The organism is Polaromonas naphthalenivorans CJ2 (genome assembly GCF_000015505.1).
In the GTDB taxonomy this organism is placed as follows: domain Bacteria; phylum Pseudomonadota; class Gammaproteobacteria; order Burkholderiales; family Burkholderiaceae_C; genus Polaromonas; species Polaromonas naphthalenivorans.
Genome location: NC_008760.1, coordinates 62,256 through 87,331, shown reverse-complemented (window position 1 = coordinate 87,331; position 25,076 = coordinate 62,256). Strand labels below are relative to the sequence as shown.

At 60.3% G+C, this 25,076-nt stretch carries 28 protein-coding genes, 2 pseudogenes and 1 riboswitch; of the genes and pseudogenes, 11 read left to right on the top strand and 19 right to left on the bottom strand.

Translation table 11 applies throughout. The features are described from left to right. A complete protein-coding gene (locus tag PNAP_RS24085) occupies positions 1-2,070 on the bottom strand; it encodes a recombinase family protein (RefSeq protein ID WP_011798428.1) in 2,070 nt (689 codons plus the stop codon). Between the two features lie 197 nt (positions 2,071-2,267). On the opposite strand from PNAP_RS24085, the gene PNAP_RS24080 reads away from it, so the two are divergent. Continuing rightward, a complete protein-coding gene (locus PNAP_RS24080) occupies positions 2,268-2,579 on the top strand; it encodes a hypothetical protein (RefSeq protein ID WP_041376462.1) in 312 nt (103 codons plus the stop codon). Positions 2,580-2,581: 2 nt separating this feature from the next. Then, positions 2,582-2,785, top strand: a pseudogene (locus PNAP_RS24075) (transposase domain-containing protein); the annotation flags it as partial. A 13-nt stretch (positions 2,786-2,798) separates the two neighbouring features. Here PNAP_RS24075 and PNAP_RS27475 read toward each other — a convergent pair. From PNAP_RS27475 to PNAP_RS28425, 4 genes and pseudogenes are all read right to left on the bottom strand, one after another. Next, positions 2,799-2,993, bottom strand: a complete 195-nt coding sequence (locus PNAP_RS27475) for a Uma2 family endonuclease (protein ID WP_157040560.1) — start codon at positions 2,991-2,993, stop codon at positions 2,799-2,801. 4 nt (positions 2,994-2,997) lie between these two features. Next, a complete protein-coding gene (locus tag PNAP_RS24065) occupies positions 2,998-4,068 on the bottom strand; it encodes a 3-deoxy-7-phosphoheptulonate synthase (RefSeq protein ID WP_011798485.1) in 1,071 nt (356 codons plus the stop codon). Between the two features lie 35 nt (positions 4,069-4,103). Further along, positions 4,104-4,496, bottom strand: a complete 393-nt coding sequence (locus PNAP_RS28265; RefSeq protein WP_332261710.1) for a Vgb family protein — start codon at positions 4,494-4,496, stop codon at positions 4,104-4,106. A 118-nt stretch (positions 4,497-4,614) separates the two neighbouring features. Continuing rightward, a pseudogene (locus PNAP_RS28425) lies at positions 4,615-4,962 on the bottom strand (Vgb family protein); the annotation flags it as partial. 3 nt (positions 4,963-4,965) lie between these two features. On the opposite strand from PNAP_RS28425, the gene PNAP_RS28100 reads away from it, so the two are divergent. Beyond that, on the top strand, positions 4,966-5,388 hold the full coding sequence (locus tag PNAP_RS28100) for a hypothetical protein (protein WP_232290874.1): 423 nt from the start codon (positions 4,966-4,968) through the stop codon (positions 5,386-5,388). After that, positions 5,378-5,545 (top strand): hypothetical protein, encoded by a 168-nt coding sequence (locus PNAP_RS27470; protein ID WP_157040555.1) that lies wholly within the window; start codon positions 5,378-5,380, stop codon positions 5,543-5,545. The genes PNAP_RS28100 and PNAP_RS27470 overlap by 11 nt, the downstream gene beginning before the upstream one ends. A 248-nt stretch (positions 5,546-5,793) precedes the next feature. On the opposite strand, the gene PNAP_RS25335 is transcribed toward PNAP_RS27470, so the two are convergent. From PNAP_RS25335 to PNAP_RS24045, 3 genes are all read right to left on the bottom strand, one after another. Further along, positions 5,794-6,900 (bottom strand): ParB/RepB/Spo0J family partition protein, encoded by a 1,107-nt coding sequence (locus tag PNAP_RS25335; RefSeq protein ID WP_011798484.1) that lies wholly within the window; start codon positions 6,898-6,900, stop codon positions 5,794-5,796. After that, the gene (locus PNAP_RS27465) at positions 6,897-7,046 is read right to left on the bottom strand and encodes a hypothetical protein (RefSeq protein ID WP_157040554.1); all 150 of its coding nucleotides are present in this window, start codon (positions 7,044-7,046) and stop codon (positions 6,897-6,899) included. The genes PNAP_RS25335 and PNAP_RS27465 overlap by 4 nt, the downstream gene beginning before the upstream one ends. Before the next feature lie 466 nt (positions 7,047-7,512). Then, a complete protein-coding gene (locus PNAP_RS24045) occupies positions 7,513-8,643 on the bottom strand; it encodes an MBL fold metallo-hydrolase (protein ID WP_041377777.1) in 1,131 nt (376 codons plus the stop codon). Between the two features lie 410 nt (positions 8,644-9,053). On the opposite strand from PNAP_RS24045, the gene PNAP_RS27460 reads away from it, so the two are divergent. After that, positions 9,054-9,341 carry a helix-turn-helix domain-containing protein gene (locus tag PNAP_RS27460; RefSeq protein WP_041377776.1) on the top strand — a complete coding sequence of 96 codons (288 nt, stop codon included), beginning with the start codon at positions 9,054-9,056 and terminating at the stop codon, positions 9,339-9,341. Positions 9,342-9,832: 491 nt separating this feature from the next. Here PNAP_RS27460 and PNAP_RS24035 read toward each other — a convergent pair whose 3' ends face one another. Then, positions 9,833-11,143 carry a replication initiation protein gene (locus PNAP_RS24035; RefSeq protein ID WP_041377775.1) on the bottom strand — a complete coding sequence of 437 codons (1,311 nt, stop codon included), beginning with the start codon at positions 11,141-11,143 and terminating at the stop codon, positions 9,833-9,835. A gap of 531 nt (positions 11,144-11,674) precedes the next feature. Between PNAP_RS24035 and PNAP_RS24030 the strand changes: the two genes are divergently transcribed. Both PNAP_RS24030 and PNAP_RS25330 read left to right on the top strand, forming a co-directional pair. Then, complete coding sequence (locus PNAP_RS24030) at positions 11,675-12,868, top strand: ParA family protein (protein ID WP_011798479.1); 1,194 nt, start codon at positions 11,675-11,677, stop codon at positions 12,866-12,868. A gap of 2 nt (positions 12,869-12,870) precedes the next feature. Next, positions 12,871-13,857 (top strand): ParB/RepB/Spo0J family partition protein, encoded by a 987-nt coding sequence (locus PNAP_RS25330; protein WP_049763847.1) that lies wholly within the window; start codon positions 12,871-12,873, stop codon positions 13,855-13,857. A gap of 423 nt (positions 13,858-14,280) precedes the next feature. Here PNAP_RS25330 and PNAP_RS24020 read toward each other — a convergent pair whose 3' ends face one another. Further along, the gene (locus tag PNAP_RS24020) at positions 14,281-16,110 is read right to left on the bottom strand and encodes a tyrosine-type recombinase/integrase (protein ID WP_011798477.1); all 1,830 of its coding nucleotides are present in this window, start codon (positions 16,108-16,110) and stop codon (positions 14,281-14,283) included. Between the two features lie 474 nt (positions 16,111-16,584). Here PNAP_RS24020 and PNAP_RS24015 point away from each other — a divergent pair, with 474 nt between their 5' ends. Then, entirely contained in the window at positions 16,585-16,806 is a 222-nt protein-coding gene (locus PNAP_RS24015; protein ID WP_011798476.1) for a YdcH family protein, read from the top strand. 86 nt (positions 16,807-16,892) lie between these two features. Here PNAP_RS24015 and PNAP_RS24010 read toward each other — a convergent pair whose 3' ends face one another. Continuing rightward, positions 16,893-17,699 (bottom strand): hypothetical protein, encoded by an 807-nt coding sequence (locus PNAP_RS24010; RefSeq protein ID WP_011798475.1) that lies wholly within the window; start codon positions 17,697-17,699, stop codon positions 16,893-16,895. 275 nt (positions 17,700-17,974) lie between these two features. Between PNAP_RS24010 and PNAP_RS25325 the strand changes: the two genes are divergently transcribed. Genes PNAP_RS25325 through PNAP_RS24000 form a run of 3 tightly spaced genes read left to right on the top strand, consistent with a single transcriptional unit; the run spans position 17,975 to position 20,689 of the window. Beyond that, entirely contained in the window at positions 17,975-19,186 is a 1,212-nt protein-coding gene (locus PNAP_RS25325; RefSeq protein ID WP_049763846.1) for a DDE-type integrase/transposase/recombinase, read from the top strand. Between the two features lie 39 nt (positions 19,187-19,225). Beyond that, on the top strand, positions 19,226-19,783 hold the full coding sequence (locus tag PNAP_RS25320; protein ID WP_049763845.1) for a Mu transposase C-terminal domain-containing protein: 558 nt from the start codon (positions 19,226-19,228) through the stop codon (positions 19,781-19,783). Further along, a complete protein-coding gene (locus tag PNAP_RS24000; RefSeq protein ID WP_011798472.1) occupies positions 19,784-20,689 on the top strand; it encodes a TniB family NTP-binding protein in 906 nt (301 codons plus the stop codon). 111 nt (positions 20,690-20,800) lie between these two features. On the opposite strand, the gene PNAP_RS23995 is transcribed toward PNAP_RS24000, so the two are convergent. From PNAP_RS23995 to PNAP_RS23970, 8 genes are all read right to left on the bottom strand, one after another. Next, positions 20,801-21,370 carry a YqiA/YcfP family alpha/beta fold hydrolase gene (locus PNAP_RS23995; protein ID WP_011798471.1) on the bottom strand — a complete coding sequence of 190 codons (570 nt, stop codon included), beginning with the start codon at positions 21,368-21,370 and terminating at the stop codon, positions 20,801-20,803. Between the two features lie 109 nt (positions 21,371-21,479). Then, entirely contained in the window at positions 21,480-22,424 is a 945-nt protein-coding gene (locus PNAP_RS23990; RefSeq protein WP_011798470.1) for an ADP-ribosylglycohydrolase family protein, read from the bottom strand. Continuing rightward, positions 22,417-22,890: a hypothetical protein gene (locus tag PNAP_RS23985; RefSeq protein ID WP_011798469.1), complete on the bottom strand. Its 474-nt coding sequence runs from the start codon at positions 22,888-22,890 to the stop codon at positions 22,417-22,419. The genes PNAP_RS23990 and PNAP_RS23985 overlap by 8 nt, the downstream gene beginning before the upstream one ends. Positions 22,891-22,949: 59 nt before the next feature. After that, positions 22,950-23,084: a hypothetical protein gene (locus PNAP_RS28200; protein WP_269667382.1), complete on the bottom strand. Its 135-nt coding sequence runs from the start codon at positions 23,082-23,084 to the stop codon at positions 22,950-22,952. Further along, the gene (locus PNAP_RS23980) at positions 23,077-23,550 is read right to left on the bottom strand and encodes a hypothetical protein (protein WP_011798468.1); all 474 of its coding nucleotides are present in this window, start codon (positions 23,548-23,550) and stop codon (positions 23,077-23,079) included. Before PNAP_RS23980 ends, PNAP_RS28200 begins: the two co-directional genes overlap by 8 nt. Then, entirely contained in the window at positions 23,547-24,002 is a 456-nt protein-coding gene (locus tag PNAP_RS23975) for a type III secretion system chaperone family protein (protein ID WP_011798467.1), read from the bottom strand. The genes PNAP_RS23980 and PNAP_RS23975 overlap by 4 nt, the downstream gene beginning before the upstream one ends. Before the next feature lie 52 nt (positions 24,003-24,054). Next, the gene (locus tag PNAP_RS27455) at positions 24,055-24,282 is read right to left on the bottom strand and encodes a hypothetical protein (protein WP_157040552.1); all 228 of its coding nucleotides are present in this window, start codon (positions 24,280-24,282) and stop codon (positions 24,055-24,057) included. 112 nt (positions 24,283-24,394) lie between these two features. Beyond that, positions 24,395-24,832, bottom strand: a complete 438-nt coding sequence (locus PNAP_RS23970; RefSeq protein ID WP_232290870.1) for a DUF3293 domain-containing protein — start codon at positions 24,830-24,832, stop codon at positions 24,395-24,397. Between the two features lie 31 nt (positions 24,833-24,863). Then, positions 24,864-24,971, bottom strand: a riboswitch (SAM-I-IV-variant riboswitch). Positions 24,972-25,076 lie beyond the last annotated feature (105 nt).

Genomic DNA, 25,076 nt, shown 5'->3' with positions numbered 1-25,076 from the left:
TTAAGTGCTTGAAAACATTGACATCTGCTTCTCGCTGACGGCCCGACACGGGCTGAGTGTTCGCGCGATGGCGTCAATCACCCGCTGCTCGAGCAGGTCGCTGGCCCGAATCTGATACGGCGCCCGCGGCACCACCTGTTCGGCCGGCAGCAATCCCTCCTTGATCAGGCGCCGAATGCGGTGGTTGTTGACCCCGAGCTTGGCAGCCGCTTCTGACATGGTCAACCACTGCCCGTCCTTCTCGGCCGAGCGGTACGCATGGATGTCGTTGACCCTGCGCACGGAGCTCACGCGATGCGCGGTCCACGTCTTGGCCTGGCCCGTGGGCAGTCCCATGCGATTGAGCGTCGCGGCGATGTGCTCGTCAGACCACTTGCCTGCCATGCTGCGCATGACGGCCAGGGCTTCATCGGGCGTGCGGCAGCCGTGCTCGCCTGTGCGTGGCTTGACGACCCTCACCTGCGAATGCTGGCCTCCGCGCCAGTGAATCGTCAGCACGACCTCGCGGGCCTGGTCGTCGACATCGGCAACGATGTCCTTGACGAGTGTGCGCAGCAACTGCTGGCGCGCGCGCATGGTCACGCCCGGCGCATCCCACGCGGCCGCGAGATCTTCCTCCAAGCCGGTCAAGTCGGGCCTGGCAGAGGACTGCACCTGCCGGGCCACGTTCAAGCGCTGCTCACAGGCGAGCACGCGCTGCAAAGCAGCCTCCCAGCTCTTCTCCAGTTGTGCGGCAATCAAGCGATGGTCTGGGTCACAGGCCGCGTAGCGGCGCTCTGCCAAACCAGCCTCGTAACGGGCCTGCTGCAACTCCAGCTCCACGATTCGTCGCTGGTCCGCTTGAACTTGCATATACCTCCGCTCAGCCTGCAATGCCGCCTCGACGGCCAAGGGCTCCACAGCGCGCAGCAGCTCCCGGGCAATCGCTTCGTCGGGTCGGCGTGCGCCAAACGTGAAGCATCTCGGCTGAGCGAGCTGAAGATTGGGGCGGTCACATCGGTACACCGGTTGAGGCACCCCGCGCCCCGTATACGCCACCGTCAGGCGCCGCCCACAACGCCCGCAGCACAGCATTCCCGCGAGCAACGCCCGGCCACCGCGCCCGGACTTCGTTCCATCGACTTTACCGTAGGCATTGACGGCAAGCTGCTTTTGATTACGTTCGAACTCGGCCCAGTCGATGTAGGCTTCGTGATGATCCTTGATCATCACGTCCCACCGATCGAGCGGCTTGCCATGCTTGTAGGTCTTGCGAAGTCGCCCTTGCACGAGCGTCGTACGCTTCTCACTCTTGCCGTATGCATAGACGCCGGCATAGAAGGGATTCTTGAGTATCGAGATCACGTTGCGGTAGCGGATCGGCGTCCAGTCAAAGCTCACCATCTTCTTGCCGTCCGAGGGCCGTGGGAAATGGACATCGTCTGCCGCAAGGGAAAGCATCACCTGCCTGGCGCTGCCGAGCGTGCGAAAGCGCGCGAAGATCAACCGGATCGTCTCCTGCAGGCGCATGTCCGGATCCAACCCCAACCCGATCTGCCGGTGCCAGACGTAGCCGATGGGGACACTGATGCGCAATTCACCGCGATGCGCCTTGGCACGAGCCGCTTCGAACATCCTTGCCCTGATCACGCCGAGCTCGAACTCGCTGATACTGCCCTTCATGCCCAGCAGCAGACGGTCGTTGGGCCGGCACGGGTCGTACACGCCGTCCGGGTCAATGACCCGTGCCTCGACCAGGCCACACAGCTCCAGCAGGTGGTGCCAGTCACGTCCATTGCGGGCAAGCCGGGAGGCGTCGAAGCACAAGACGGCGCCGACTTCGCCAGCGCACAACCAGGCCACGAGCCGCTCAAAGCCCGGTCGGTCCACCATACCGCTGGCGGAACGGCCGAGGTCATCGTCGATGACTTCCACCTGCGCAAATCCGAGGCGGCGAGCTTGCGCCACCAGGTCGTACTGCCGGCGCTGGCTCTCCAGGTTGGTCTGCACTTGTGACTGAGTTGACTGGCGCACATAGACGACAGCTTTGCGACGCAGCACTGCGGCCGGCAACAGATCAGAGGTCGTCATGATCACTCCTTTCGGTTTGAAGGCCGGCTGCCTGCAGCAGCAGCGTTGCCAGCCGTGCGACCACGGCGGCCCGTTCGCTCGAGGCCATGTCCCGAAGGACCGGGGACTCGAGGGTCAGGCTCAGCTGGCGTGGGGGAGATGGCTGAAGTGATGCCGATGTCGTCAACCGTCGGCGATGTCCGGGTACATGATGGCTCATGGCGCTCCTCGCAGGTGTGGAAAACACCCGCGCAGCTTCGCCGAAATCCTCGCTGCGACAGCAGCAGGTGCAGCTCGGCCAGCGCGCCCACAGAGGCTTGCGGGGCGCCCAGTTCCATGTGAGCGCAAGCTGCGGCATCGAGCATCCAGGCGGCAACCACGATCACGACGCCGGGTCGCGCCTCCAGGTGGACTACCTCGCCGTTGGCACGCTGCTCGCTGTATTGGCGCTTGAGGCGGCGTCCATACAGCGGATGCCAGCGATAGAAGACTTCAACTTCTTGCCCGACATGGGCACAATGACCCGGTGATTGCAATGGGGCGCCGGGCATGGTTGTTTGCCGGCAGCGAACTGGCCGGCCAGCGGGCCGCCGTCGTGATGAGTTTGTTGCAGTCGGCAAAGCTGCATGGCCATGACCCCTGGGCTTATCTGAAGGACGTGCTAACCAGGCTGCCTGGCCACATGAACTCTCGCATCGACGAACTACTGCCTCACCGCTGGCAACCGCAATCCTGAATCGGCAGCGCGGTCAAGGTGCCGTGCCAAGACGCTTACCTTTCATGCTCGTGGTGAACACTTGGCAGCGCGTGCCGTCCAGGTGCTCACCGATGCGGCTGGCCAGGTTCAGGACCACGCGGTTGTGCCGGGCCATGCTGCCTGCCATGGCGAAGGTTTCGCCCCGATAGAACTCGTGTCGTTCCGCCTGCTGTTCTTCCCCCTCCAGAAAATCAAGCCCTGGCGCCCGCCCGGCGCTGGCGCACGGACGCCGCCAGCTGCTCCAGCACGGCCACGGTCGCCTCCCAGCCGATGCAGGCGTCGGTGACGCTCTGCCCGTAGCGCAGGCCTTGGCGGCCATCGACGATGTCCTGCCGGCCTTCGACCAGGTGGCTCTCAATCATGAGGCCGCAGATGCTGCTCGAGCCGCTGGCGATCTGCTGCGCGATATCGGCCGCCACGGCGGGCTGCCTGGAAAAGTCCTTGTTGCTGTTGCCGTGGCTGCAGTCGATCACCAGCCGCGCGGGCAGGCCGGCCTGGGACAGGCTCGCCGCGGCGCGGCTGACGCTGGCGGCGTCGTAGTTCGGCCCGTCACTGGCGCCGCGCAGCACCAGGTGGCCATCAGGGTTGCCGGTGGTCGTGATGACGATGGCCTTGCCTTCGAGCGAGATGGAGGGAAAGCGATGCGACTGGACGGCCACATGGATGGCGTCGATGGCGGCGCCCACGCTGCCGTTGGTAGCGTTCTTGAAGCCCACGGGCGCCGACAGGGCCGAAGCCATCTGCCGGTGCAGCGGGCTTTGCACCGTGCGGGCGCCGATCGCGCCCCAGGTGAGCAGTTCGGCGTAATACTGCGGCGTCACCAGGTCCAGGATTTCAGAGGCCGCCGGCACGCCCAGCCGCGCGCATTCCAGCAAGATGCGCCGCGCATGGCGCAGGCCCGCGCCAATGTCGCCCTGGCCGTCGAGTTCCGGATCGTAGATCAAACCCTTCCAGCCCATGCGCGTGCGCGGTTTTTCGAAGTAGACGCGCATCACCAGCAGCAGCGAATCGTCCAGGCGCGGGGCCAGCCGGCGCAGCCGTGCAGCGTATTCCAGGGCCGACTCAGGCTCGTGGATCGAGCACGGGCCCACGATAACCAGCAGCCTGTCATCCAGGCCGCGCAATATATTGCGGGTGGCGGCGCGCGAGGCGGCAATGAATGCGGCTTCGGCTTCGCCCGCTGGCAGTTCGCCCTGCAGCAGCCGGGGTTGCGGAAGCGGGTCGGCCTGGGCGATGTGGATGTCTGAGATTTGGGTGGACATGGCGTCTGCGTGATGGGGGCTGTTTTTCGCGGCATTCACCCCGTCTTGATCACCGAAATAAACTCGGTCCCGCTTTCCGGCAGCCAAACCTCCCCAGGCCGGCCCAGTATCTGGCGGATGTTAGCGGCGGGACGTGGCATGGGTATCACAGCGAACTTCTCGCTGCCCGGGTCGAAGCGCAGCATGGCGTTGTTGCTCCACTCTGCGGCCCAGACGATGTCCTGGTCGTCCACGTACACGGCGTACACATGCGGATCGGCTCCTGGCGCTTTCCAGGTGCGCCAACTGTTGGCCCCCATGCCCAGCGCCGGGTCGTGCATGGAGAGGTTGCCGCTGTTCCATTCGGCCACCCAGATGCGGCCACGGCTGTCGGACCAGACGCGGCGCGCGCCCTGGCGCTGCGTGGGTGGTTCTACGATGCGTGACACGCCGGTTTTTCGGTCGATTTGTGCAATGAACGACCCTGCCAGCGAGCACCACCACACGTCCCCCCTGGGACGTGGCGCATATGCCGTAGGGCCCGCGTCCGCGCGGTGACGCTTTCACGCTGACCAAGCCGGTGCGCACGGCGAGTTTGCCAACATAGCCACTTTGCCCGGTAAACCACAGGTCGCCGTCGCCATCAAAGGCGCACGTGTTGAGGTTGGCATGGGGCGTTGTGGCAGGCAGGTGGAAAAGCCTCACCTCACGCGCTGGCCAGCTCACGCGCGCTATGGCGTTTTGCCCACCGTCGGTCAGCCAGGCCGCGCCGTCGGGTCCGGCAATGACGCCGTGCGGCGACGAAGCATCGCCTAAAGAAATCAGTTCCGGCTTGCCCGTGCGCGGGTCAAACCAGCCCAGGTGCCCGCTGCGCTGCGCAGAGAACCATACCCCGCCATCCGGCGCCGGCGCCAAGTCATGGATGCCGGTGGCACGCGGCGTGTTGAGCGGCCAGGACTGCAGACGCGCGGCATCCGGAGCCTGCGCGCGCCCGGCGCCGGGCCAGAGCAGAACGGCGGACAGCGCGCCCAGCGTGCTGCGGCGGCTGATGCGGGTCATCTGGGCGCTGGGGAACGGATGAGCGTTTATCGGCACGGCCATGGCAATACCTCTTTTGCGCGTTGGAGTTCGATGGTGCGGCTTCGGGCAGTTCATTTTGGCGGCAATGCAGGGTGCACTGCAAGGGGGGTTTCTGCGCGTTGCCGGTTGATGAACGTGTTTGCGGCAGGAACGGATGCCAGTTCCTCAAACGGGACGAATTTTTCCTGCCTGCGAATCAAACTGCTCGGCAAAAGGCAGCTCGATACAGCCTTCGAGCAGGAGCTGACCCTTGCAGGCTGAGCAGTGGGGCATCTTCGCCGTCTCGGTGCTCTACGCCGTTGCATGGATGCGTGGACTTTGGCTGCACTGGCTGGCGCCGCAGCACCTTCATCAGCCAGCATTCGACAATACCATTGCGCATTCGGCGGCAAGAAAGACGTCAGGCGCTGAAAATTAATGCTCAAGCCACAGTCGGGCCGAGTACAGCATCGTGGTCATCCAAGCCTATAGACATAATTAAAATTTATGGTGGAAGAGCAGCCGATAGGCCATTTCCGCCTTCAGCGGTCAGGCTTCGATTGACAGGCTTGAGGCAAAACGGTGTGCGCTCCAGGTGCGGCCCTTGAACACGGGGCCACCATGGAGGTCGAACCGCCGGCGGAACTGAAGGGGCGGCCCCTTTTCAAGGGACACGGGATGATGGGTTTACTCGATGCGAACGATCCGCAGTTGCGCCGCATCCACTTCCTCGATGCCGGTGGCGTAGGCTACCAGCGCCCAGCCTGCCCGCCCGGCCCGCCGGTCCACCACCAGCCGGCCGCTCGGCCCATTGCCCGCGGCCACGAGGAACACGGGCGCGCCGCCCTGGCTCGCCTGCACGGTACCGGGGGCGGCTTTGGGTTGGGCCTGAGCCGGCAAGCCTTCTGGCGCGGGCGGCTCCTCGATCGGCGGGCGCTCCTTGGCAGGCGGCTCGCGCACCGGGGGCGCTTTTTCGGGTTCGTCCTCTGGCTCGCCTCCTGGCAGATTCTGGCCGCTGTCCTGAAACGCAGCCTGCGCCCGGGCGCGCTCGAGCACGATGCTGCCGGTGGGCTTGCCGGTGATCGCGCCAATGATGCGCCTCGCCTCGGTCACGCTGAGGAATGTGCCGGCCTCGGGCAAGGCGGCGATGACCTCCGCCGGCGTCTTGCTCCACTGGCGAAACAAGTCGTACAGCGCGCGCATGTCCGCGGTGTCCAGGCGCGCGCTAAGGGCGGGCGGCAAGTCCCCGGCCTGCCGGAAGGCCGTCACCTGGTAGTCCTTGAGCGCGCAGATGGCCGCGATCTGCCTGGTGGTCAGGCCTTCGCGGACCAGGCGGGCAATGGCCGCGGCCAGGTCGGAGTTGGACAGGTCGGCGCGCTGCTGGTTCTCGATCAGCTGCGCTGCAAAGTCTCCCGGTCCCTGGGCCCGGATCACGGCCGGAATGTCGGTCACGCCGGCCAGCCGGGACGCGCGCAGGCGGCGCGCGCCAAAGGCCAGCACGTAGCGCCCGTTCACGGGAGGCCGCACGACGATGGGCTGCACCACGCCATGGGCCAGGATGCTCCGGGCCATGCTCTGGAGTTCCTCGTCGTCAAACACCGTCCGGGGCTGGTCGGGGTCCTCGTCGATGTCGGCCAGGGGAAGGCGCAGTGCCTCGCCTGGTGCCGCGCTGCCCGCCGCACGCAGGCTGGCCAGCGTTGCCTCGGCCAACCGGGCGCGTGGTTTGAGCGTGACCACGGGCCTGGGCGCGCGGTCCACAAAAGGGAGGAAGGGGGAAGTGTCATCAGTCATCATGGGCTGAGCGCCATCATATCGGTGATGGCGCTCAGGACGCTGCGAATTTCCTCGCGGTGCGCGCCTGGCTGCCAGACCTGCCCGGCCAGCAGTTCGCGCATCTCGCGCTCCCGGCGTCTCCTGCTGTCAATGCTGGAGCTCAACATGCCCGGAAACCGGTTCACTTCGAGCCCGCTGGAACCCGGCGCGTTGAGGCTCAGTTCCCAAGGGTCTTTTGATCCGTCTGACGTGGACCCGTGCTTTTGCACGGTGCAAGACGTGCAGCTCCACAGCCTGGCGCGCAAAGGCGTGAAGGATCAATGCCTTCAGGCCGTGACCCGGGCCATCCGGGCACGGGGCGCAGCCCGAGAGCTTGAGCGGCACGCCCACTTCGCATCGAGAACTATGGCGTGAGGGACTACGGTCCGCAGCTTCAGATCGCGCTTTGCGTCGCCAGGGCTGCATTCGAAGGCAACAGCCTGTGCGCCGGGACAAGTCAATCGGCTGCCCCTGGCAAGGGTAGCCGCGGTGCAGCGACCGATCAAAACAGCCTCGCTGAATCTCTCCGGGCATCTCCCGCGACAACGCCTCATCAATCATGAAAACACTGGCGGGGCTGGCCGCCGTCCATGCTCACTTCATCCGGTAACGGCGCACCCCGTCCACGCCCATTTCGCACACCGCCTCGCCGCGCGCCAGCAGGTGGTTGATGTGGGCCAGGCTTTCGCCTGTGGCCAGGCCCAGCAGGTGGCCATTGTTGTCGATCGGCCGGGCGAACAGCGCGCCGAAGACGTCTATCGCACGCCTGGGGCTATCGGCCAGGCTTCGGCGCAGCCGCTCCAGGCCGCGGTCATGGCCTTGTGCCAGGCGGTCCAGCCGGGCGTGCAGGCCACGAAAGGGCTCCCCGTGCGCCGGCAGCACCAAGAGGTCATCGCCCAGCGTGGTGCGCAGGTGAGCGATGCTCGCGATCCAGTCGCCCAGCGGGTCGGCATCCGGCTCGGTGGGGAACACGCTCACATTGGACGAGATGCGCGGCAGCACCTGGTCGCCAGACACCAGCACGCCCAGCTCGTCGCTGAGCAAGCAGGCATGCTCGGGCGAATGGCCTCGGCCGACGATGACGCGCCAGTCGTGCGCGCCGATGCGCAGGGTCTCGCCGTCACTGATGCGCCGGAAGCTGTCGGGCAGCGCATGCATGTACTTGCCAAAGCCGCCAAAGCGGGTTCGGTAGACATCGAGCGCTTCCTCATTCCAGCCGGCCTGGCGGTAAAAGCTGATGGCCTCGTCGGGCGCCTCCCGGCCGGTGTCGCCCGCCAGGGTGCGGCAGGTCAGGTATTCGAGCCGTGTCATCCACAACCGGCAGCCGAACTTGCGCGTGAGCCAGCCGGCCATGCCGACATGGTCGGGGTGCATGTGGGTGCACAAGATGCGCGTGATGCGCGCGCCTTGGGACGTGGCGGCCAGCGGGCCGTCGGCAGCGATCAACTGGCGCCAGGCGGCGAGTGCCTCGGGCGTCTTGGTGCCGGTATCGACGATGGCCCAGCCGGGGCCGTGCTCGTCTTCGTCGGCCAGCGCCCACAGGTTGATGTGGTCGAGCTCAAACGGCAAGGGCATGCGCAGCCACAGCACGCCGGGCGCGACCTCGCGCACCTGGCCAGAAGCGGGCGGCTCGCCACAGGGGTACTGCAGCGCGTAGGGCGCGGCACTCGGGGCGGGATTGACCCATTCGTCAGGACGGCTGTCAAGGATAGGAGTTTCGGACATGTGCCTATTGTGCATACTGTGTCGCGGTGGTCGAAGCCGCTGCCGTTCGTGGCCAGCCTTGAACGCCTCCATGTTCTCTCGGTGAATGTCCGCATTCTGGCCGAAACCTGCCCGCCGGCCACCAAGCGCCACTGGGGGCTCCCGCTGCAATCTGGTCTATCCAGGATAGTGAGCCGTGAGCGGCGGTGAAAGACTGTTGCACGCATTTCACTGACCGCGCAGTCGTGATCGCCGGATTGACGCCGAGCGATGTGCGCCCATTCGGGTGTTTTTTCGGTGCGATTTTCGGCAGCGGGCCGATGACTTCGCTCGCCGATAATCCATCGCACCTCACGTGCATTGTGACTTCAGGCAGTAGCGCGGTGAGGCGACTATTTTTCAGCCATTCAACGAACAGCAGCACAACGCCCATGAGCACGATCATCAGACTCGACATGCCAGCACCCAGCGGCGAAAACCTCAAGGCTGCACGCATGGCGGCAGGACTGAGTCAGGTGCAGGCTGCCGAGCTGATGGGGTATCCCCTTCAGGCGGGAAGCCGCGGTGGCGTTCAGTCTCGCACATGGCAAGCGCTGGAAAGCGCAACCGACGACAGGAACATGCCGGAGCCCATTTTTGCGATGTTCTTGCTGCTGACGGGTCAACATCCGGAGTTCCGCCTGATCGAAAAACGTTCGTCCGAAACGAATCCTGCCTGATTTTCTTCACGGTGCTGAAATCGGTACTGCGTAGTCGAACATGACGGATAACGCTCGAATAACCGCAGAAATTTGGCAGCCAAAAAAATGAAAGCTCTGACCCGTTGCTCCTGCTCCATCGCTGTTGCTCAAGAACTTTCAGTTGGCCATCAGCTTCAGTCGGACTGCTGTCATAAGTGGTCCAACCCGCTTGCACCATGCCGGTCACTCCGGGCTCAATGCTCTGGCGGTCGGCAAAGTGGCGATAATTTCAGTACCCGCCACCGACCAGCATCCGGCCCAAAGCTTTTGACGAAAACGGCCCGGTCACGTCACTGAAACGGAATGCAGCCCAAAAAGACTAGTGAGAATCTCGACACGACAAACCCAATCTGGGCGCCTAGCCTGAGTGTGGGGAATGCCAAACTGGATGACGTTACCGGAAATTGGGAAGTTCTTCTATGGGGACTCGTATGTCAAGCTATTTGACGACCGAATTCATCAGTGGAAATTCACGGACCATCTGATGGTGCCGGCTTGATTGACTTTTCCCCGCTAAAGATCTCAATCATCTGGCTGAGAAGCACCCCACTCCAGACGCCCTCCTCGGCATTGCGTTGAATTCGTGCCGTTGCGACACCTCGGGCCACCAGCACCTTAAGGGCTCGGGCTGCGAAGCCTCGCTTTTCCACCTCAGGAAGAGTCATGAAATCCTCCCTGGCCAGCGTCAGAACGCTCTTCTCTTGAGCAACCGGTGTGTCAGTAGTCAACAGTGCAGGCTTGCGCTCAATTTCAGCATCATTAACCACCTTCACCGGCGCACCGTCGTTGATGATCGAATTGAAGTACCGCCCCACGTTCACCACAGGCTCAAGTTCCTGATGCTTGATTCGTGCCTCCAGTTTTGCAAGGCCTAAGCCGACTTGCTCCACTGATGTTCGCTCAATTCCAGATGCAATTTGCGTCTCCGTCAGACCAAGGCAGATACCCGACTTAATCAATTCAAAATGGCTACTTTGAATCTCCCGCGGCTCTGGCTTCTTCAGACGAATTTCGAACTGCACCAGGCTAACGGCCTTACCCGTTTTCTTCTCGGTCAACACGATGTCCAGATCGGTTACGGCATTGATCTCTTCGATTGCTTTTTTAACGGCCTCGTTCTTCACTTTGCGCCACTCTCGGCGTACCGGCTGACCCGTCTCTTTATTTGTCTTCGGGACTATGTTTGTGAGCGCATCAACCCACCACTCAGGTGGGCTCGCGTTAGTGATGCGCTCACCTTTACCTTCTTTGCGGAAATTGTTCTTGTACCTGACGCATATCTCATAAAGTGCAACAGCTGTATAGCTCTTGAGCCGAGAGATTTTTTCAAGGTCAAGCTTAGTGAAATGAAATTCTTGATAGTCAGACAGAGCTTCATTTATTTTTGGCGGCAGCGCCCATAACACATAGAGGCCTCCGTTGCGGATCTCAAATCTTGCTTCACTAAGCATACTGAGATTTTCCCAGACGACCCCGCTCTTTGCGTCTGGTGCTTCCCAATTGATCACAGCACGCCTTAGGGCTAAAACATGCTTGCGCAACGCTGACTTCAAATTAGATTTGCCAACTTCTACTGGATCCAGCAACTCATCCGCAAGAGCGGAATAAAGGTGTGTGTTGGAAGGATCTTGGCTATGCAATGCCCGGTATTCGCGCAACTGCCGGGCTGAAGAAAGCAATATCGAGTTGAGCAACTTTCGCTCGATAGCCGTAAGCTTGCCCGCCTTTGGAATCATCACCAGGGAGACATTCGGCTTGTTGAGCGTGCTTACTGATTTCATGTGTCCAATCTTATCAATGTTTTGGACAGAAATATCACAAAATGCAAGTGTCCGGCTTTTTATACGAAAACAGAAAAAATTCAGTTTTCGTATAAAAAGCCGGACAGATAAACCAATCAAAGGAGTAGAAATAGCTCCATAGCCTTCTTTTTTTTATTCCTAACAAATTCCTATCCCTATTGCGAGCGTTCGAGCCGGACTTGCCTTATTAAAAGTTGGACATATCGTATTCAAAGCCGGACATGAGCGAATTAAAACTCGGACAGATCGTATTCAAAGTCGGACATGAAATTCAGAAAAAACATTAAAAATCAATAGCTTACGTTTGTTTTAAGGAACTTAATAGTATTGAATGACTTATTTGTAAAAATTAAAAGACAGTAGGCTTTTGAAAAAGACCTCTCAACAGCCAAGGCTGCAAACCATCTTGGGATGCAAAACAATCGATAGGGACCATCACGAGGTTTTTATGTTTTCAAAATCAAACGTGGCAGATTATGCTTTTTGTTTTGAAAGACTTAGAATCCGTGCATGGCCAACACATCAAACATCTCACCTCGCCCGTCCGTTTCTATTGCTGAGTTGGCAGCTATGCGCACTCGTGCACATGAGGTGGTTTCTCAGAATCGTGCGGCAGCAGCAGCTCCGTCCGCCCAAAAAGTTCCGCCAGAGTTCAACTCTGCTCAAGTAGCGGAATTGTGCGGGATTGACCGGAACAAGTTAGAGCACCGGCGCAGAAAGGGGGGACTGCCTGATGGTCGAGAAGAAGCCCGACGTCGCATGTTCACACTTAAGGAAGCCCAAGAATGGGTTTTGGAGTATCGTCATTCAAAATCGAAGCGCGGATGTATTGCGGCTGGCCAGATGCCGAAAGCTGTTGTTATCGCCGCTGGCAACTTCAAAGGTGGCGTTGGCAAATCAACAACTGCCGCTACCCTGGCGCAAGGTTTGAGTCTTCGCGGCCATAAGGTTTTGGTCATTGACACGGATCCACAAGGCAGCCTGACGAGCCTGATGGGTGTGGCTCCCGAGACGCTAGAAGATGAAGACACGATTCTCAATGTAGCTTCTGGTGACGCTCAAACACTGGCGGATGCGATTCGCCCGACCTACTGGTCCAACATCCACCTAATCGGTGCTGCTCCCCGGATCTCCGGCGCCCAGTTCCACTTGCCTGCTCGCGCTCAAAAGGACGGGGTGAAGTTCTGGAGTGTCTTGAGCAATGGGCTTGATGAGGACATACTCGATCTCTACGATGTTGTGATCATTGATACCCCCCCTGCCCTCGACTACCTGACGATCAACGCCTTCTACGCTGCAGACATCCTTATGGTCCCCCTGCCTCCCTCGGCAATGGACTTTGTATCTTCAACCCAGTTCTGGGATCTTTTCGTTGATTTGAATGAGGAGTTTGCAGAGTACGGAATGCAGAAGGAATACAGCTTTGTCAATGTGCTTCTTTCTCGTGTCGATGCCAACGATACAGCTGCAGCTCTTGTGCGAGAGTGGATTACTGAGGCCTATGGAAAGCATCTTTTACCAATAGAGATTCCTTCCACGGCGGCTGCAAAAACAGCCGCTGCAGAGTTTGGGACCGTCTATGACGCGACAGTGGCCCAACAATCCGCTCGTACCTATCGTCGCGCCTATGAAGCCTATGAGCGTCTTATTGAGATCACTGAAGACCAACTGGTGCGTGTTTGGCAATCGCAGGGCAAGGAGTAATCATGAGCAAACTGTCTGAGAAATTTGCGGCAGGTAAGAAGGCTCTGGCCGAGCGCCAGTCTGCTGAAGCGAAAGACTCCACTTCACCTCCCTCCTCTTTCGCTCGTGCTGCTGGGCCGCTCCATGGCAGCGTCAGCACGATGAAGATCGATTTGCTGAAGGCTGAGATCGATGCCCTGAAGGCTGCAAAACCAGTGATGAAGATCCATCCCAGCGAGATCAAGGCCAGTGCTTGGGTCAATCGCCACCAGGACTCCTTTGAAGTTCCTGAGTTTGCGGCTTTCAAGGCAGAGATTGAATCTGCTGCAGGCAACATTCAGCCGATCAAAGTTAGACCGCTGAAATCTGCGGATACCTCTGGCGGCGCCAAGTACGAGATTGTCTTCGGGCATCGTCGTCACCGGGCTTGCCTTGAACTTGGCATCGAGGTGAATGTGATTGTTGATGACATCGATGAGAAGACGATGTTCGTCGAGATGGATCGTGAGAATCGTGAACGCGCAGACCTTCGTCCTTTTGAGCAAGGATTGATGTACGCACGGGCTTTGGACTCAGGCCTATTTAGTTCCTTGCGGAAGTTGTCTGAGGAGATTGGCGCTGATCCTACGAATATCTCAAAGGCCGTTTCATTGGCTCGCCTGCCAGAGCCAATTCTTGATTCCTTTGAGTCCCGACTTGACATCCAGTATCGTTGGGCATCCGACCTCAAGGCTGCGCTTGAGAAAGAGCCCGAGTTGATTCTTGCTCGAGCTGCTGATATCAAGAAACAGAGATCCTCGGGCAATCACCTATCGTCACAGAGTGCATTCAACTTGCTCGTCGGCAAGGTTTCCTCCTCAAGCAAGCCTGTAGCTCGTAAAGTCACTGTCGGTAAACGCGTCCTGACGATTACAGAGCGGGATAAGATGATCACTTATGAATTCGACACTCTGGGGCGGGAGAAGTTGTCCAAGATCGAAAAGTTCATAGCCAGCGTGATGGCTGAGTGAAATCATTCTGGGTGTAGTACCGTACTACACTTAAGTTAAAAAAATAGGCATTGTCTGACGACGCCTTTTTTTATGTCCGCGCGTGAAAATTTATAGGGATGTAGTACGGTACTACACCCTTGGAAAAGTCCATTTCCTCATGTCAGAGGTCTAATCAATCTCACATTAACGTCGCTTCTGCTGCGCCTGGTAGTACACAGCAGTAGTCTCTACGGACTCATACCCCATCTCTGACTGGACACCATCAGGCTGCACCCCGTCTTCAATCGCCCACATGGCTTACGAATTCCGCAACCAGAGCCGCCATGCCTGTCAATGCTTTGCAGGTGCGACGAAACATCCAGCATCGGTAACATCGCAAGCCTCGACTCCAGACTCACGGGCCAATTAAGCGGCTGGTCAACTCCAGAAACTCAAAACCATTCACCCAAACGCCTTCCCCAACTCATCCACGCGCCGCCGGATCGGCGCCCGGCCGTAGATCGCCGTGGTGGTCTGGATGCTCGCATGCCCCATCTGCGCCTGGATCACGTCCAGAGGCACCTGCCGGGCAATCGCCCGGGTGCCAAACGTGTGGCGCAGCCAGTGCGTCGTCGCCCCGGCCAGGCGATCGCGCTCGTTGGCGGGCAGGCTGGACGCCCGCACCGCCTTGGCGAGCCATCCCCTGACATGCTCGTAGAGCGCCTGGTAGCCGATGGGCGCCATCGCATCCTGCGTAGCGGCCAGCAGGGGCGCGCTAGGTGCCGCGGCCTGGATCGATCCGAGGCCGCGCGCTAGCAGGTAGTCCTCCAGCGCGTGCAGCGCCTGTCCAGGGACGGCGGCAATCCGGTTCTTCGCGCCCTTGCCATGCACCTGCATGACCCATCCCTCGGGCTCCATGCGCAGGTCGCCCAGCCGGGCCGACAGGAGTTCTGCCGAGCGCAGGCCGACCGCCTCGACAAACCGCACGATAAAGCGCATGCGCGCGCGGGAAGGCGAGGGCGCCTGGGCGTCTATGAAGCGAAGGACCTCGGCCATGGCCGCCTCGCTCAGCGCCTTGGTGTCGAGCATCTTGTGGCCCGGGTCGTCGCCCGTGGCCTGGTTCACGAGCACCCAGGGGTTGGCTGCCAGATACCGCGCGGATTGCAGCCAGGCGAACAGCGAGGCAATGATGGTGATGCTCTGGCGGCAGCTTCGGTGCGAGAGCTGGCCGCGAAACGGCGCCCAGCCGGGCTGGCCCGGTGCGGCGCGAACCCGGGAGATCCAGCGCGGCGGGATGTGCTGCAAAAACGCCATGAACGCGCTGCACTCGGCCACGCCCATCTGCGCGAGCGTCGCGCCCCGGCCATTTTCACCACGTTCGTATTGCAGCCACAGCAAGAGGCGGTGCGCTTCGCGCCGGTAGAGCGTCGCCGTGGCCAGCGAGCCGGCCCGGGCCTGGATCCAGCGCTGGACCGCCTCGAGGTCCGAGCCCGCGTCCAGCAGGGATCGCGCCAAGGCGGCCTGCGAACGATCGTCCAGGACACGCTCGCCCGAGGGCGAAGCAGCGCGCGCGCCTGAAGCGCCAGAAGGCGAGGGCGCATCAAAAAGCGCTGGCGCCCGGCTCAAGGCAAACAGCAGCCTGGGTGGCTGGACATCGCGCGGCAAGAGCGTGGCCAGGTGGCGCTCGATGCCCCTGGCCTTGGCCACGCCGACGGCGGGCAGCGAAGCAAACCAGCGCCCGCCGGCCGAAACCCGGGCGTTGAGGTCGCCCAGCGTGAGGATTCCGGCGGTCACTAATTTTGCCGCCAGCACGCCGTCGAACCAGCCCGCCACGAGGTCGCCCGGCTGCGGCGTCTCGGCCGCCAGGCCCTCGAGGCGGCGCAGCAGCGCGAGCTGGCGCTCCCTCAGGCGCTGGCTGCGCGCGGTTTTTCGGTCCGCCGCAAAGGCTTCGGCGTAGAGCTTGACCACCTCGCTTTCGGAAAATGCCTCCAGGCCCTGCGCGGCCGCGAACTCGTCCAGGTCAGGACGCGCACTGCCTGCCTGGGTCCGGATCGTGAGGCCCACCAGGCGCCAGGCGCTCTCGCCCCGGCGGCGGGCGACCGCACGCACCGCATCGACGGCTTGCCGGTGCGCCGTGATCGCCTCGTGGCCGTGCTCGACACCCAGGTAGCGCCGGGCGCAGTCGGCGATGGCCAGGCCTTCGGCGCAGGCGCGCAGGTGCGCGAAGTGGTGCGGGCCCAGCCGGCGCACAAAACGGGTATTGAGTAGCGTGGAGGAGGGCGTGTTTGACATCAATTTCTATGGGCTTTGGCGTCTGCCTGGAGGCGCTACGGTGATTTTTCAGGTTGCCAGAACGCTCTTGGCGAGGCGAATGAACAGGCACGAAGGGGCAGGGCAGGGAAAGGCCGAAAAAGCGGCTGGCGGGGCTGCAAATCGGTCGGACCCGCCGTGGCCTGCCCAGACCGGGTGCCGGATAGGCCCGCTGGCCGCCATTGGGTCTGCCCACTGCGGGGTGCGCAAGTGCTTGTCAGGCTTGAGGTTTTTCATGGCGTGCGGGCTCGGGCCGGTTTTGACCTTGAAATTGTACCCTGAGATAATGCATCTTATCTTAGGGCACAGGAGTCAAACAAGGTCCAGGACTACTTCCGATCGGCGCCATGAAACGTCAAGGCGCTCAGGCCCAGCACTACCATGCAGTCATCGTGGCGGACAAGCCAATCCGCGCTGCCGCCTCGTTTATCGTTAACCTCAAGGAGTTTTTTTTCCATGTTTCCAGAATACCGCGATCTCATCACGCAACTCAAGACCACCGATCACCACTTCACCCGCCTGTTCGACCAGCACAATGCGCTGGACCAGCAGATCCAGAACATGGAGTCCCGCATTGAAGCGGCAACCCCGGAAGAAATTGAAACACTCAAGAAAGAAAAGCTGCAGCTCAAGGATCAGCTTTACACCCTGCTGATGCAAGCCGACGCACCGGCTTGAAAGGCAGGCTGCTTGGCTGCAAGCCCGGTAAATAGCCTCAGATAGGTTCAATCCCGCTTGATCTTGGCGTCGCTCTAGGTGTCGCGTCACGAAAAACCCTTCAAGCAGCGAAAGGCATCAGACATTCCGGTAGGCAGTTGGCACTCCGCAGGCGTGATGACCACGGTGCTGCGCGGGGCCAAGGTGAGCTGGAAGCCGTCAAAGCTGAAGTCCCGCGTCCCAAGCATAAAGCCGAAGCTGTCGTTCGACGCATCGGTGCGCGCCGGCTCTGCGCCGGTGTTGACGACGATCTCTACCGCCCCGACGCTGAACCGCACGAGTGCTCCCGAGCGCCGTACCTGTTGGAGCGAGGACGCCGGCATCACGGCCGTCCCAAGTGAGCGCCGAAGCTGCAGCAGGACGCTCCAGAATGCGGTGAAGGCCGTCAGCCGGGACTCGTCGACTGTAACGGGTCGATGATTGAACAGCAGCAGGCCTTGCGCTGGAACCTCTTGCGCCAGCTCGAACGAGCCGAATTCGAGGTTTGTCGCCACCGCGCAATCCCACTCCGTGCCGCTGTACAGAAAGGGCACCGAGCCAGGCAGCAGCACGAACGCGGTAAGCAGGCATTCGGCCACATCCGCCGGGCAGGGTAGTGAGTCGTGATTGGCTACGCCGGCGAAGTACCTTGGTGCACATGGGGTCGACGCCAGCATGCCGAGGTGGTGTGACAGCGATTGGGCTAGAAGGTTTTCGTTGCGGTAGTGCGCAGCGACGCAGGGTATCAGTGGGCCGGTAACAAACTCGAAGGGGTCGCGATCCTGAAAACTCCACAGATGCTCGGAGACAACTAGCTGTTGCGGATAAGGCAGGCACAGCTCGCACAAAACTTCGTAGGGCAGCGCTGAACTCACGTCGGCCAGCAGGATGCGTTCATCTCGCTGGCGGCTGTGGTGTCGGTTTACCTTAAGTCTGTCACTTTTACACCTTAACTTGGCATCAAAAGAATAGCTCCAACGTGGAGAAATCCTCCAGCCATTGCGGTCAATCTGATGATCGACTGCTCACTGCGATGGGTGATCGTGAATTGGTCAGCTTTGAGAATTGGCACCTTGTACATGTCACATGCCTTGCATAAGGCACCTTAAGTGTGTCACCATGTGCCGACCAATCTGTCAGAGGATCAACAATGAGGCAATTGTCGGTGGTACCGGATGCAGTGGCGGTTTGTGCCAACCGACTGGTTGCCATCGTGCGCATACAAAGCGATGGCAAAGTCGCCATTCGTGATCTGGCAAATGGTCAATTGCTGACAACAAGCGCGGTAGAGCTTAGCGCGCCGCCCATTGCATCTGGTCTGAGCGCAGCTAGCGCCACAGCCCTTAATGAAGCAACAGACTCCCAGTGGGAGGACGCTCGGCGCCGCGAGTCAGCAGTCATCGCGATTCTCAAGACCAACGATGTGGCCCAACATGTCTCGCGTGTCGCAGTTGAGTTTGGTGTGTCACGGCGCACCGTCTTTCGATGGCTCGCCGTTTATCGCGAGACGCCACAGACATCTGCCTTGCTGCACCGCCCGATGGGCCCACCTGTTGGCGGCAGGCGCATTGACGCGCACCTTGAGCGCTTGATCACCGATGTCATCAATGATGTCTATCTCACAAAGGTGCGCGCAAAAAAGGAGGAGGTCGTGCGCATGGTCCATCTGCGCTGTGCCGCCCAGGGCTTGAAGCCGCCTTCTCGTAAACCCATCCTTGCCCGGCTCAAAGCTCTCGACACCAGAGAAGTGGCCAAGGCAAGACTGCAGCCGGGCGAGGCTGCATCGCTGACCGACTTTGTGCCAGGACGGTACCGAGTCAACCAGCCACTTGGCGTCGTACAAATTGACCACACGCTTGTCGATCTGATTGTCGTTGACGAAGCAAGACGACTTCCCATAGGGCGGCCATGGCTGACGCTGGCCGTGGACGTTGCAACCCGTGTCATTGTCGGGTTTTACCTGTCCCTGGAGGCGCCATCATCGACCTCCGTGGCGCTGTGTCTGAGTCACGCAACTTTGCCCAAAGAGCTTTGGCTCAAGCAGCGCGGCCTCAACTGCAATTGGCCCGTCTGGGGTTTGCCCCAGGCGGTGCATGCCGACAATGGCGCCGACTTCACCGCAGCAGCACTGCGCCGAGGGTGTGACGAACACGGCATCCGGTTGATTCTTCGCCCGGTCGCGACGCCGCATTACGGGGGGCATATCGAACGCCTGATCGGAACCCTGATGGGCCGGGTTCATCTTTTACCAGGAACAACCGGCTCCAATCCGCAAGACAAGGGAGACTATCCCTCTGAGGCGCAGGCACGAATGACCCTGAACGAGTTGGAGCAGTGGTTGACACTTGAAATATGCGAGTAATACCACCGGCGCATCCACAATGGAATTGGCCAGAGCCCCTTGGCCGCATGGCAGACTGCGGCCAATGCCGACGATGCTATTCCACGCTCCTTGCCCCATCATCCAGATCAATTCACCATCAGCTTCCTGCCATTTTTGCAACGCAAACTGCGCCGTGATGGACTGCATGTTTTCAACATCCGGTACTGGGACAACGTGTTGCCAGCGATCGTGCAGCTTGGCGCGCCACTTACCGTTCGCTATGACCCGCGTAATTTGTCCAGGATCTATGTCGTTGGCCCCGACAAACGCTATTACCCGGTTCCCTATGCCGATCTGTCATTGCCGCCGATTACCTTGTGGGAACAGCGGGCCGCTGTGGCCTATTTGCGCGGTGATGGTGACAACGCGCCAGCTCAGGCGGCCATCTTCAAGGCCGTGGTCGCACAGCGCGCTTTGATCGCCAATGCCACGGCAAAGACAAAAGCCGCCCGTCGGCAGTCACAGCGCCAAAGCAATGCCGAATTCGCTACGATGGACCGATCACGTTTGGGAGAAAGTGCTGTGGACTATTCCGAGCCGGTATTGCCATCTGACGCAGAGGTCTGGGATGACTGAATGACACCGAACCTGGATCATTTGCACACGGGCGTCTGGTCGTTTCTTGAGGACTCTACCGAGGAGCGCGTAACCCGGCTGTATTCCCCCAAGTGGGTTGCCTATGCACGCGGCAACGAAGCGCTGGCCAGGATGGGACACTTGCTGAACCATCCACCCAGCGGGCGCATGCCCTGCATGCTGCTGCACGGTGACAGCAACATCGGCAAGAACATGATTGTCGAAAAGTTCCTTCGCGACAACCCCAACGTCTGCAATGACTTGAATGAGGTTGAAGTCAGGCGAGGCGTGCATCTGCAGATGCCAGCCAAACCGTCCGACGACAAACTCTATGCACAGATCGTCGAGGGACTCGGGATACAGGCCCCCATCAACCGCCGGGGCGTGGATATGGAACTTCTGGGTCTGCGGCTCTTGCATCGACAGCCACCGAAAATGATGATTATTGACGAAGTACACCACCTGCTGGCCGGGACGGTTCGTGAGCAACGCCAACTGCTCAACCAGTTGAAATTCATCAGCAACGAGTTGCGTATTCCCATTGTTGCGCTGGGCACCAACGAGGCGCTGTATGCCATGCAGACGGACCCGCAAATCGCCTCACGCTTTGAGCCGTTTGCTTTGCCCAAGTGGCGTGAAAGCAATGAATTCCGGGCTTTCGTGGTGAGCTTTGGACGGCTGCTACCGCTGGAGAAACCGTCGCCATTGGCGGACAAGGACATCATCCAGAAATTGATGAGCCTGAGTGCTGGCTTGACGGGCAAGGTCACGACGTTGCTGGTGCAGGCGGCAGAACTGGCAATTCGTCAAAAAACCGAGTGCATTACCTTGGATTTGATCGAACAAGCCGCTGCATCCGGAATCTACAAATACTTGCCTGTGGGCCTTGAGGCCGAGTCATTTTGAGCTGCTGTTCGCTTTAGGTGACAGAGCAAAGGTAGCATTTGTGCCAACTTAAGGTGCAAAAGTGACAGACTTAAGGTAAACCGACACCTGGCGCGGGTCAGGTCCGTGGCGTTATCGTGCGCTGGCCGGTGGTGCGCTGTCGGCCGCCAGGATGTCTTCTAGAAACAGCCCGAACAGCGGCTCGATGGCGGGCAGCGCCGCATCGAGCCGGTGGTCCCCATCAAGCAGGTGCAGCGCGCAGCGGTGCTGGCGCGCAAACCCGATGCTGTTGTCCGGGGGCACCACGTCGTCGCCCCAGCTATGCACGACCAGAGTGGAGGTGGCGTACGGCACCGGGTCCTGGCACGCATACCCAAGTAGGTAAAAGGCCGGGGCCAGCAGGAACAAAGCGTCGGGTTTCAAGTGCTCGCTGGCCACCGTGGCGACATACCCGCCCATGCTCGAGCCCACCAGCACCAGGCGGTCGTGCGCGGGCAAGCTGGTCGCGAGCAGCTGGGCCACGCGCCGGTCGGCCTCGCCTGATGCGTCGTGGTCGATGGCCGTGCCGTCGGGATGCTCGCGGTAGTTCACCGACAGCGTCTGCGCGCCTTGCCGTTCGGCCACGCGCATGAGCGCGCGAATCTTCGAGCCCAGCGGGCCGGACTCCTTGCCGTGAGAAAACACGGCCAACACATTTTTCATGCAAAACACTCCCGATTTGTTGTCAATTCATGGCCCGGTCGGTCTTCAAAGCTGACCACCTCCAACGTTCACCGGACGGCGCCTGCTCACTGCTCAGGCCGCTCGCCCGTCATCCCTTCGGCTTTTGAAGGAGCAGCTGCTCGGCCCACTGACCGATGTCCCCGGCCATGGCCAGCTTGCGCAGCCATGGCGCCGGAATTCCGGACTCGCCGTAAAAGGCACCGGCCAGCTGGCCCGCGACGGCCGCCGTCGTGTCGGCGTCATCGCCCAGGTTGGCGGCGAGCAGGACGCACGCCGCGAAGCTGTCCGTGCGCGAGAAACACCACAGCGCCGCCTCCAGGCTCTGCACCACGTACCCGGATCCCCTGATCTGGTCTTCTGATTTGGTCTGGTAGTCGCCCCGGGCGATCGACTGCAGTGCGCTGGACATCGGAAGGGTTTGCCGTAAGGGCGCCAGCAGGTCGTCTTTTGAGTTGCCCTGCAGGGCCCGGACCATCACTTCGGCCAGCAGCCGGCAAGCTGCCAGGCATTCGGGCGCCTGGTGGGTCGTGGTCGACTGCGCCGCGCTCATCTCGATGGCCTGCTCGGGCGTCTGCAGGTAATGGATCGGCACCGGCGCCAGGCGCATGATGGAGCCGTTGCCTGCGCTGTCCGGCTTGCGCGAGCCCGCCACCGGGTTGCCGGTGCGCCGGAAGCGCTCGAGCGCCGACGAGGTCGCCATGCCGATGTCGAAGCACCGTCCGTTGCTCGACATGTACCCTTCGTCATGCCAGCGGACATAACGCTGCATTTGGTCATGCAGGTCAAACCCGTTTTCGAGCAGGCTGGCCGCCAGGCACAGGGCCATGCTGGTGTCGTCGGTCCACTGCCCGGGCAGCAGCTGGAAGGGACCGCCGCCGACCATGTCTGTCAGCGGCGCAAAAGAGCCGCGCGGTTTGAATTCGACCGTTGTGCCGATGGCGTCCCCCACGGCCAGGCCCAGCAGGGCGCCGCGGGCTCGGTCAAACCGGCTCTGCTGCTGGGTTGGAGAAATCCCTTGGGCCGACTCACTCATCGTCGTCAATCGAGACGGACATGGTGGATCCATTGTCACATTCGTAGCCGTCCGAGGCAAAATCGATTCCAACCCATCCCCAACCGTTTTCACCCAAGTAGTCCTCGTAGTTGTCCTCGGTAGCCTCACTGTCAATCCGGGCGGAAAAGCGCACCGAATAGGTCATGCGAAGCCCGCCGCCGCTCGCTTGCATCGACACGTCCGAGTTTTCATCCGTGAACAAGACACTCGAAGGCAAATCCTCTAGAAGGTCGCCACCTTCGATTTGCAGCTTCAGCGGCATGATGGCGGCCAATGCCTGTGCATTGAGCTTTTCTGCCTCCAGTTCATCTTTGCATTTGGCGGCTTTTTTCAGCAGCGCAATGGCCTTGACGAGTTTGGCCCGGTCGGGATCGTCTGCCGACATCTGCTTGGGATCGAAGCAGAATTTTTTCGCGTAATACTCGAGATTAATCACTTTGGTCATGGGGTTTCCTCATCTTCTGGTTTTGTTTTTCCGGGGGCAACACGAAATCGCATTCGAGATCAACCACTTTGTCCATATTCCAAGGTTTCAGGCGAACTGTCGGCATCAACAGGCCGGCTCAGCAGCGCGCCGAGGGCATGGCCGCGTTGGTTGTGCTGCATGGCTTGATCAATCACATGATTGGATTCATTCATCGTCGCGAATCGAGTAGGACATGCTGGAGCCGCTGTCACCCTCATACCCGCTCGAGGCAAATCGAATCCCGACCCACTGCCAGGCGTTGTCACCCAGGTATTCCTCATAAGTGTCTTCTGTGACATCGCTGTCTATCCGGGCGGAAAAACGTATCGAATAGGACATGCGAAGCCCGCCGCCGCTCGCTTGCATCGACACGTCCGAGTTTTCATCCGTGAACAACACTCTCGAAGGCAGATCGTCCAGAATGGACCTGCCATGGATTTCCAGTTCCAGCGGCATGATGGCGGTCAATGCCTGTGCATTGAGTTTTTCTGCATTGCGCTTGTTCTTGCATTTATCAGCTCGTTCAAGCAGCGCAATGGCTTTAAGTAGTTTGGTCCGATCGGGATCGTCATTCGACATGGGCTTGGGATCGAAGCAGAGGTTTTTTGCGTAATACTCGAGATGGACTGCTTTACTCATGGGGTTTCCTCATCTTCGGGTTCTATTTTTCCGGGGGGCAATACAAAGTCGTTTTCGGGATCGACCAGTTCGAGTCCCTTTTCAAGGTTCCTGGCGAACTGCCGACATGAGCGGATGAAGGTCTCACGCAGCAACCCGTCGCGGTAGTTCAGGATGTAGTCAAAGAGCAGATGGTCGTCCTTCACGCAAGAGGTGACCAGGTAGTTCTTGGCGTTGAGCTCGTTGCACAGCTCCAGGCGCTGCAGGTGACTGGTGGATTTCTTGAAGTTCGTATAGGTCTTGAAGGTCACGTAGCCGGCGCTTTCCTGGATACGGATCCAGAACGGAAACCAGCCGTCTTCCGTGACGTAGATGCTCTTGTCCTCGTCGAGCACATGCCCGATCACGGCTTGCTCAAGTTCCACAGCGAGATTGACGGCTGTGACGTCTTTTTCTTCAATCAAAATGCTCATTTTTTATTCCTGGATGATTCATTGACCTGACGGCTGGTTGCTGGGGGTGGAATTAACCAGGAATCATCCCTGCCGACAGGGTGGAGCAGATCGCATCCGGTTGACGTCGAACGGGCAGTCTCGGCGTTTCAGACCAGCGAAATCGCAGCGGGTCCCTGAACTCCCCATCCGGCAGCGCAAGCTGTGGATCGGGCAAGGCGCGAATCTCAAAATGATGCGCGGTGGTCAGCAAGATCTGCTGGATGCGCGTGGAAGCGCTTGAACGTGCAATAGCAACCATTGTGGTTTCTCCTGTTTAGCTGCGTTTGACAAGGGTGTCGGGGGCAGCAATCTGGAACACAAATCCCCCCGGCTGTTTTTCCTTGAAGGAAGGCGGGCCACGCCTGTTTGACTCATCGCAATAAAACCAGCTGGGGCACGGCATCCTTGCCGCACCAGATCAAGGCGTTCTGCTCATGCTTACGACCCAGGGCCCGGGATGCTTCGAGCGAGAGACCGAGCACCAGGAAGCTCACCTCCCCTGGCCATTTCTGCGTTTCCTCGCTCTGGCTGTCCAGTCCCACGCCGTCGATGAAGCGCAGGCTCCTGCCTTTTAGTTCCCGGCTGAGTTCGGCTTGGCGCGCCGCATTCTCGATGTCTCCCACGTCCCGACCCAAGGGGTTGCAGGCGGTGAGGTAAGCGGCGCAGTCAGACTGATGGCGCTGAAGGAGGTGGGCCAGGGGTTCGCTGAAAACGCCAACTTTCAGCGTGAAGGGCAACTCCGCATCGACGCGGTAGTCCGCTGCCAGGTAGGCCTGGATCAGGGATGGGGAAATGGCAGATTCAGGCAACAAAAAACCCTCCGGTTGTGGGGAGGGTTGACGCTGCCGGCTTGGTTGCTCTTCGAGGAGCCACATCTGCTTGAAAGCAAACCACCTTGCCCCGAATGGCAGGTTGGTGTGGGCGTCAACCCATCTCTTAATGATGAGCTTATTGTAAGTTGCAACGAGCTTGGCTGTTCGTGAAAATGAACCATATCAGTGAATCCAGCCCTCCTTGTCGATTTTTCGCAACGCCATCAGTGCATCACTCTTG